Genomic DNA, 8,432 nt, shown 5'->3' with positions numbered 1-8,432 from the left:
GAAGATCTCGCGGGCGAACTTCTGGCCGACCTGCCTGGCCAGGTATGCCGATCCGAACCCGCCGTCGAAGGAGCCGACGTCGGCGTCGGTCTGCTTGAACCGCGCGTGCTCCGCCGAGGCGAGCGTGAGATCACACACAACGTGCAGCGAGTGGCCACCGCCCGCCGCCCAGCCGGGTACCACCGCGATGACCACTTTCGGCATGAACCTGATCAGGCGCTGCACCTCCAGGATGTGGAGTCTGCCCGCCCGTGCCGGGTCGATGGTGTCCGAGGTCTCGCCGCTGGCGTACTGATAGCCGGAGCGACCGCGAATACGCTGGTCACCACCAGAGCAGAACGCCCAACCGCCGTCGGAGGGCGAAGGACCGTTGCCGGTGAGGAGGACACAGCCGACGTCGGAGCTCATCCGGGCGTGGTCGAGCGCGCGGTACAGCTCGTCGACGGTGTGCGGGCGGAAGGCGTTACGCACCTCCGGCCGGTTGAACGCCACCCGGACGACGCGCTTGCCGGATCGGGTTCCAGTCGAACGGTGGTAGGTGATGTCGGTGAAGTCGAAGCCCTCGATCTCCTCCCACGCGGTGGGGTCGAACAGCTGCGATACCTGGGCGTCATGCACGCTTGGGAGAATATGTCGTGTGTCGACCACGCCTGAGGGGGCTCGCCAGTGAACCCTTCCACCGCCCAGGCGAGGGTCCTCGTGGACGAACTCGTCCGCAACACCGTCTCACACGTGGTGCTCAGCCCCGGCTCGCGTAACGCACCACTTTCGCTGGCGCTCTTCGACGCCGCCGCGGCGGGCAAGCTCAGCCTGCATGTGCGCATCGACGAGCGGGGAGCCGCCTTCCTCGCGCTCGGCATCGCCGCCCGCACCGGGCGACCGGTCGCTCTGGTGTGCACCTCGGGCACCGCGGCCGCCAACTTCCACCCCGCCGTGTTGGAGGCGGACCGGGCAGGGGTGCCGCTGATCGTGCTGACCGCGGACCGGCCCCCCGAACTGCGTGCCGCTGGCGCCAATCAGGTGATCGACCAGCATGCGCTCTACGGCGGTGCCGTGCGCTACTTCGACGAACTCGCCGTCGCGGAACGCAGGGCCGGGCAGAACGCCTACTGGCGCAGCCAGATCTGCCGGGCGTGGAACGCCGCCTACGGCGAATGGCGCTGCGGCCCGGTGCACCTGAACGTGCCGTTCCGCGAGCCGCTGGTGCCCGACGGCGACGAGGAGTGGTACGAGCCGCTGGACGGGAGGCCGCGCGGGGCCCGCTGGACGGAGTTGCCCGACTTCGGCGCGCTGCCCTCGTTCGTGGTGCCCTCCGCCCGGCACGGTCTGGTGATCGCCTGCGACGCGGGCGTGCGAGCCGCAAGCGAATGGGCGGAGTCGCACGGCTGGCCGGTGATCGCAGAGACGGGCGGCCTCGGTCTCGGCGGCGCGACCGCGATCTCCGGCGGGCCGTGGCTGCTCGCGGTGGAGGAGTTCATCGCGCGGCACAAGCCCGAACAGGTGCTGTGCATCGGCCGTCCCACCGTGTTTCGCCAGGTGCAGCAGTTGCTTTCCGACGCTTCCGTCGAGGTGCTGCTGGTGCGGCCCGACTCGGACTGGCCCGCGCCCGCGCACAACGTCCGGCAGGTCGGGCAGTGGTTCGACGAGCCGACCAAACCGGCTGACCCGGAGTGGCTGGCGCGCTGGCAGCGTGCCGATGCCGCCGCCACCGAAGCCGTGCGCGGCACGCTCGCCGAGGAGCCGTGGCCGAGCGGGCTGCGGGTGGCGGCCGAACTTGTGGCCGCACTGCCGCGGGACTCGCTGCTTGTCGTCGGCTCCTCCAACCCGACCCGCGACGTCGCGCTCGTCGGTGGGCTGCGACCGGACGTACTGGTGCACAGAAACCGGGGAGTCGCTGGCATCGACGGCACGGTGTCCACCGCCATCGGGGCGGCCACCGTGCACAGGGGGCCTTCGTACGCGCTGCTTGGGGACCTGACCTTCTTGCACGACGCCAACGGGCTGCTGACCGGGCCCGCCGAGACCCGGCCCGACCTCACGCTCGTCGTGCTCAACGACGACGGCGGTGGGATCTTCTCGCTGCTCGAGCAGGGCGCTCCAGAACACAGCCGCAGTTTCGAGCGGGTCTTCGGCACGCCACACGGCGCCGACCTCGCCGCGCTGTGCGCTGGCTACCGCGTGCCCTACACCCTCGCGGGCACGCTGGAGGAGTTCCGCACCGCACTGCGACCTCGCCCGGGGTTGCGGGTCGTGGAGGTGCGAGTGGACCGCTCGCGGCATCGAGGCCTGCATCAGCGGCTGCGCTCGGCTGTCGCCTCCGCCGTGCGGGCTCTGCCGTAGCGGGCGGATATGCTCACCGCCGTGGCTGGCAACGTGCGGGCTTCCCGGGTGGGCGTCATCGTGGTGCTCTGCCTGGCCTCGGTCGGCACGTTGCTGTGCGTGACGTTGGTCCTCGGCGCGCTTCGCAATGACCACGCGATCTCCGGCGATCTGGGCACGGCGACCGCGCAGGTAGAGCAGGTGTTGTTCGACCGGACTCTGATCAGGTTCGAGACCCCGGACGGGGTGGCACACAGCCCGGAGAACGGCGTGCTGTACCCGGACGGGCTCAGCGCGGGTCAACTGGTGCGCATCGAGTACGACCGGGGCGACCCGGAACTGGCGCGGGTCGCGGGCCGAACGTGGCTGCTGACACTGCTGCCCGTGGGTAGCACGCTCGTGGGCATCTGGCTCGTCGCGGGGCCGCTGCTGTGGTGGCTACGCAACCGCGACCGCGCCACGGTGACCGCCAACCGGTGACCGCGTAATGGTGACTGGCTAGCCGCCGCGCCGCGAAGTCCCTGACCACCACGAAAGCACGTCTTCGGCCACGCTCGGCACCGTGACCAGCAGCCCGTCGGTTGGTAGCGCACAGCCGCCCGCGCCCTCGCCTCGCCGGTCCAGCACCGCGGCGCCTGCCTCGATCGCGACCGCGACCGCCCCCGCGACGTCCCACTCGTGGTAGCTGTGCAGCACGGCCGCCGTCGCGTGGCCGAGTGCCACCTGCGCGATCGAAAGCGCAGCCGAACCGAGCACCCGCACGCCGACGCTCGCGGCGGCCGCCCGTTCGATGAACTCGCCCATGCCCGGCCACGGGCCCGTGCGGGTCAGCTCCGTACAAACCAGCGCACCCGCGCAGCGCCCGGTGTCCACAAGCCGCACCGACCTGTCGTTGACCCGCGCCCCACGGCCGCGGGCGGCGGTGTAGATGTGGCCCCGATACGGGTCGGCCACCACGCCGACCACCGGCCCCGAGTCGTCCAGCAGCGCGAGGCTGTATGCGCACCACGGGACGCCTGCCACGTAGTTGGCGGTGCCGTCGACCGGGTCCACGACCCAGCGGTACTTCGCCTCGTCGGCGCCCTCGTCGGCGCCTAGTTCCTGCCCGACCACGGGCATCCCGGGAAACTCCGAGGTCAGTACCCGCCGCGTGTGGCGTTCCAGTGTGCGGTCGGTGTCGGTCACCCAGTCGAACGGTGAGTCCTCGGCCTCCGACCGCGTGCCTCTGCCCGCGGTCGCCATGATCACGTCGGTCGCGTCGCCCGCGAGGCGCCCGGCCACCTCGAGTGCCCTTGACAGCAGGCCCGGGTCCACCGGACACCCGGGGCGGGAGGACAGTAGCGTCATGCCGGTCCAGCGTGGCCGTCGCGGGTGTCGGCAACGCGACGCCGAGGTGACCAACCGCTCGACAGTTGTGAACGTCTCGTCCGGGTGACGAAGAGTTCCCGAGGCGTTGACCGGCTGGTCACGTTCACGTGGTCGGCCGCACCGACCGCACTGCGACAGTTCTGGCCGTGCGCGTCGCCATTGTCACCGAGAGCTTCCTGCCGCAGGTCAACGGCGTGACCAACTCCGTGCTGCGCGTCGTGGAACAGCTGACCCGCCGCGGACACGATGTGTTGGTGGTCGCCCCCGGTACCGGACCCACCGAGTACGGCGGAGCACAGGTGGTGCGGGTGCCCTCGCTCAGCCTGCCGGTGGTCAGCTCGCTTCCGGTCGGCGTTCCCACCCGCACCGTGCTCACCGCGCTCGCCGCCTTCCGTGCCGACGTGGTGCACCTGGCCTCGCCGTTCGTCGTCGGCGCCCGTGGGCTGGCCGCCGCGCGCAGGCTCGGTGTGCCGTCGGTGGCCGTCTACCAGACCGACGTCGCCGGGTTCGCCTCCGCGTACGGTCTCGGCCTCGCCGCCCGCGCGGCTTGGCGGTGGGTGCGCCACCTGCACCGCGGGGCCGACCGCACGCTGGCGCCGTCAACCGACTCGGTGCGGCAGCTGCGTTCCCACGGCGTTCCCCGGGTGCACCGGTGGGGACGCGGTGTGGATCTGGAGTTGTTCCACCCCTCGCGCGCCGACGCGGGGCTGCGGGAACGGCTGGCGCCGGGCGGCGAGCTGCTGGTGGGTTTCGTCGGCAGGCTCGCGCCGGAGAAAGAGGTGGATCGGCTCGCGGCGCTTTGCGGGCTGCCCGGTGTGCGGGTCGTGGTCGTCGGGGACGGCCCTGAGTCGGCCCGGCTGCGCGAGCGGCTGCCGGGTGTGGTTTTCCTCGGGGCTCGATTCGGGGCCGAACTCGCCGAGGTCTACGCCAGCCTGGACGTGTTCGTGCACACCGGGCCGCACGAGACGTTCTGCCAGGCCGTGCAGGAGGCGCTGGCATCGGGGGTGCCGGTGCTCGCCCCCTCGGCGGGCGGCCCGCGCGACCTCGTCGAGCACGGGGTCAACGGCTACCTGCTGCCGCCGCGACGCGAGGAGTTCGCCTCCGCGCTGCTCGACCTCGTCGAGCGGTTACGTGAGCCGCGCCTGCGCGAGAGGCTGGCGGGGGCGGCCCGCGACAGCGTCGAAGGGCGCTCCTGGGCAGCCGTGTGCGGTCAGCTTGTCGGGCACTACCAAGCGGTGTGCCTTCCCGTATCGACAGCGGCCTGACATGCACATCGTGCAGCTGGCGAACTTTTACGGACCACGCTCCGGCGGACTGCGCACCGCGCTGCACCACCTCGGCGGAGGCTACGTCGCGGATGGGCACAGCGTCACGTTGGTCGTGCCCGACGCGCGGCACACCGACGAGGCGCTGCACAACGGGGTGCGCAGAATCGGCCTCCCCGCGCCCCGCCTACCCGGAACCGGCGGTTACCGAGCGGTCGACCCCTACCGGGTCCGCCGCCTGCTGCGGCGGCTCGGCCCCGATCGGTTGGAGGTATCCGACCGGTTGACGCTGCGGGGAATGGGGGTGTGGGCTCGCCGGAGGGGAATACGCGCCGTCGTCATCCCGCACGAGCGGCTCGACCGGTTGCTGGAGCAGTTCCTGCTGCCCCCGCCGTTGGCGCGCCGCGTCGCCGACGTGGCCAACCGCAGGCTCGCGGCGGGCTATGACGGGGTGGTGTGCACCACCTCGTTCGCACGTGCCGAGTTCGACCGCATCAATGCGGGCAACGTGCGGCGGGTACCGCTCGGTGTCGACCTGCGTGAGTTCACACCCACCATGCGCGACGCGAGCTGGCGGCGGGAACTGGCAGGCGGTGCGGACGCCCTGCTCGTCCACTGTGGACGCCTCTCCGCTGAGAAACACGTCGACCGCAGTGTCGACACCGTGGCGGAACTGACCGATGCGGGCGTCGACGTGCGGTTGGTCGTCGCGGGCGACGGACCCAGCCGTCGCGCGCTTGAGCGCAGGGCACGCGGGCTGCCCGTGACCTTCCTCGGCTTCGTCTCCGACCGCCGTGCCGTCGCCAAGCTGCTCGCCAGCGCCGACGTGTCGCTGGCGCCCGGCAGGCACGAGACGTTCGGGCTCGCCGCGCTGGAAGCGCTCGCGTCGGGCACCCCCGTCGTGGTGTCGGCGTCGTCGGCACTGGCCGAGCTCGTGCGGCCGGGCTGCGGGGCGGCGGTCGCAGACCGGGCGCCGGCCTTCGCGACCGCGGTCACCACCCTGCTGCACCGGCCGGAGCACGACCGCAGAACGGCGGCCCGCGCAAGGGCCGAGCAGTTCGCCTGGAGCACCTCCGTGCGAGGGATGCTCGCCGCGCTCCGTTAGGGCGCCGCGACTGACGACTACACTCCGGTCATGTCCCGTGCGAGTCTCGACAAGAATCCTCGCGAAGTCGCGGCGATGTTCGACGGCGTCGCGAATGGCTACGACCGCGCCAACTCCGTGATGACGTTCGGTTTCGACCGCAGGTGGCGAATCAGCACGGGCAAGGCGCTCGACGCCCGCCCCGGCGAGCGGGTGCTCGACCTCGCCGCTGGAACCGGTGTCTCCACCAAGGAGTACGCGAGGAGCGGTGCCTGGTGCGTCGCCGCGGACTTCTCACTCGGCATGCTGCGCAGCGGCAGGCACAGGGGAGTGCCGATGGTCGCGGCCGACGCGCTGCACCTGCCGTTCGCCGACGACAGCTTCGACGCGGTGACGATCACCTTCGGCTTCCGTAACTTCGTCGACATCTCGGCCGCGCTCACCGAGATCGCGAGGGTGGTGCGTCCTGGTGGGCGGCTGGTGATCTGCGAGGTTTCCACCCCGCCCAACGCGCTGATCCGGTTCCTGCACCAGAAGCTGCTGCTGCGGGTCCTGACGTGGTTGGGTCGCAGGGCCTCCTCTAACCCCGAGGCGTACTCCTACCTCGCCGAGTCGACACTCGCCTGGCCAGACCAGCGTGGTCTCGCCGAGCTGATCGCGGCCTCGGGCTGGACCAACGTGGAGTGGATGAACCTCACATTCGGTGTCGTCGCCATCCACCGTGCGCGGGTTCCCTCCGTAGACTCGGCCGCATGACCAACGCGGCGGGCCCTCACGGCGCCGACACCACGGCTGACGACATCGCTGACGAGACCGCCGATGTCATCGTCGTGGGCGCGGGACCAGCCGGTTCCACTGCCGCCACCTACCTCGCCCGCGCCGGCCTCGACGTGCTGTTGCTGGAGAAGAGCGAGTTCCCCCGCGACAAGGTGTGCGGCGACGGGCTCACGCCAAGGGGCGTGAAGCAGTTGATCGACCTCGGCATCGACACCAGCGAGGACGCGGGTTGGGTGCACAGCAGGGGGCTGCGCATCCTCACCGGCGAGCTGACGCTGGAACTCGACTGGCCGGAGCTCACCAGCTACCCGCCCTACGGCGTCGCCCGAACCAGGCACGACTTCGACGACCTGCTCGCCAGGACCGCCGTGCGGGCCGGGGCGAGGTTGCGCCAGCGCACCACGGTCACCGCCGCACTCACCGACGAGCGAACCGGCAGGGTGATCGGTGTCGAGGGCAAGGCGGGGCAGGAGAAGCGCCCGGTGAGGCACCGCGCGCCGCTTGTACTCGCCTGCGACGGGGTGTCCGCCAGGCTGGCTCTATCGGTCGGGATCGAGAAGCACGACAAGCGACCCATGGGGGTCGCGGTACGGCGCTACTACAAGAGTCCCCGGCACGACGAGCCCTACATCGAGGGGCACCTCGAACTGTGGGACCGCAGCGACCCGCGCGATCCGAAGCTGCTGCCCGGCTACGGCTGGGCATTCCCACTCGGTGACGGCACGGTCAACGTCGGCCTCGGCATCCTGTCCACGTCGAAGGCCTTCCGAAACACCGACTACCGCGCGTTGTTGCGGTCGTGGCTGGATTCCACCCCGCCGGAGTGGGGTTACCAGGAGGAGAACGCGATCGGCCGCATCGGCGGCGCGGGTCTTCCGATGGGGTTCAACCGCACACCGCACTATCGGGACGGGCTGCTACTGCTCGGTGACGCGGGCGGCATGGTGAGCCCGTTCAACGGCGAGGGCATCGCAGCCGCGATGGAGTCGGCCCGGCTGGCCGCCGAATACGTGGTGCAGGCCCTCGCCCGCCCGGAGGGGCCCTCGCGGGAACGGGCGCTGCACGGCTACCCGCGCGCCGTCGGCGAACTGATGGGTGGCTACTACCAACTGGGCAACCTGTTCGCCAAGGCGATCGGCAAGCCGCGCATCATGCGGCTGGCCACGAAGTACGGCCTGCGCATCAACCCACTGATCCCGCTGGTCTTCAAGGGCATGTCCGGCTGCTACGACACCAGCGGCGGTGACGCCGTCGACCGGCTCGTCACCGTGCTGTCCCGGTTGGCTCCCACTCCGCGTTGACCGTCCGGCCAGGCAGTGGGAAAACTCACAGTACGGTCGTACTCCAAGGTTGCCCCTGCCTGGTCGGCGGTCCCTTTTGTGCTGGTCTCGACTGGTCTACCCGGATGCGCCGCGAGGCTTCGCGCGCCCCGGATTAGGCGCGCCTTATCTCGGGGCCGCTAGCGACAACGGTGCGAGTCGCGTCCTACACTGCTGCCATGGTTTGTGAATGGCTTCACAACTTCACAGGGAGGCTTGTGAACCTTTTCACAAGTGGCGTGGAGTGCGTCGGCTGCGACAAGGGTGGTGAGCACGGCGTGTAAGGCTGCCCTAACGCCC

8 protein-coding genes are annotated in these 8,432 nt (G+C 70.8%); 6 read left to right on the top strand and 2 right to left on the bottom strand.

Annotation, left to right across the window (positions count from 1 at the left end; all coding sequences use genetic code 11):
- Positions 1–618, bottom strand: a 618-nt coding sequence (locus FHU38_RS23340) for a 1,4-dihydroxy-2-naphthoyl-CoA synthase (RefSeq protein WP_167175253.1), incomplete at its 3' end; no start/stop codon positions are given.
- 48 nt (positions 619–666) lie between these two features.
- Here FHU38_RS23340 and menD point away from each other — a divergent pair.
- Both menD and FHU38_RS23330 read left to right on the top strand, forming a co-directional pair.
- Positions 667–2,340, top strand: a complete 1,674-nt coding sequence (gene menD, locus FHU38_RS23335) for a 2-succinyl-5-enolpyruvyl-6-hydroxy-3-cyclohexene-1-carboxylic-acid synthase (RefSeq protein ID WP_167175249.1) — start codon at positions 667–669, stop codon at positions 2,338–2,340.
- 9 nt (positions 2,341–2,349) lie between these two features.
- The gene (locus FHU38_RS23330) at positions 2,350–2,799 is read left to right on the top strand and encodes a DUF3592 domain-containing protein (RefSeq protein ID WP_167175245.1); all 450 of its coding nucleotides are present in this window, start codon (positions 2,350–2,352) and stop codon (positions 2,797–2,799) included.
- Between the two features lie 18 nt (positions 2,800–2,817).
- On the opposite strand, the gene FHU38_RS23325 is transcribed toward FHU38_RS23330, so the two are convergent.
- The gene (locus tag FHU38_RS23325; protein WP_167175242.1) at positions 2,818–3,666 is read right to left on the bottom strand and encodes an inositol monophosphatase family protein; all 849 of its coding nucleotides are present in this window, start codon (positions 3,664–3,666) and stop codon (positions 2,818–2,820) included.
- A gap of 167 nt (positions 3,667–3,833) precedes the next feature.
- Between FHU38_RS23325 and FHU38_RS23320 the strand changes: the two genes are divergently transcribed.
- Genes FHU38_RS23320 through FHU38_RS23305 form a run of 4 tightly spaced genes read left to right on the top strand, consistent with a single transcriptional unit; the run spans position 3,834 to position 8,114 of the window.
- Entirely contained in the window at positions 3,834–4,952 is a 1,119-nt protein-coding gene (locus tag FHU38_RS23320; protein WP_313886865.1) for a glycosyltransferase family 4 protein, read from the top strand.
- A gap of 1 nt (position 4,953) precedes the next feature.
- Positions 4,954–6,057, top strand: coding sequence for a glycosyltransferase (locus tag FHU38_RS23315; protein WP_167175239.1), 1,104 nt, complete (start codon positions 4,954–4,956; stop codon positions 6,055–6,057).
- Between the two features lie 30 nt (positions 6,058–6,087).
- Complete coding sequence (locus tag FHU38_RS23310; RefSeq protein ID WP_167175236.1) at positions 6,088–6,792, top strand: demethylmenaquinone methyltransferase; 705 nt, start codon at positions 6,088–6,090, stop codon at positions 6,790–6,792.
- Positions 6,789–8,114 carry a geranylgeranyl reductase family protein gene (locus FHU38_RS23305; RefSeq protein WP_208415797.1) on the top strand — a complete coding sequence of 442 codons (1,326 nt, stop codon included), beginning with the start codon at positions 6,789–6,791 and terminating at the stop codon, positions 8,112–8,114. The genes FHU38_RS23310 and FHU38_RS23305 overlap by 4 nt, the downstream gene beginning before the upstream one ends.
- Positions 8,115–8,432 lie beyond the last annotated feature (318 nt).

Source organism: Saccharomonospora amisosensis (genome assembly GCF_011761185.1).
In the GTDB taxonomy this organism is placed as follows: Bacteria; Actinomycetota; Actinomycetes; order Mycobacteriales; family Pseudonocardiaceae; genus Saccharomonospora_A; species Saccharomonospora_A amisosensis.
Note: the sequence above shows the minus strand (reverse complement) of the source record. Positions and strands in the feature narration are given on the sequence as shown.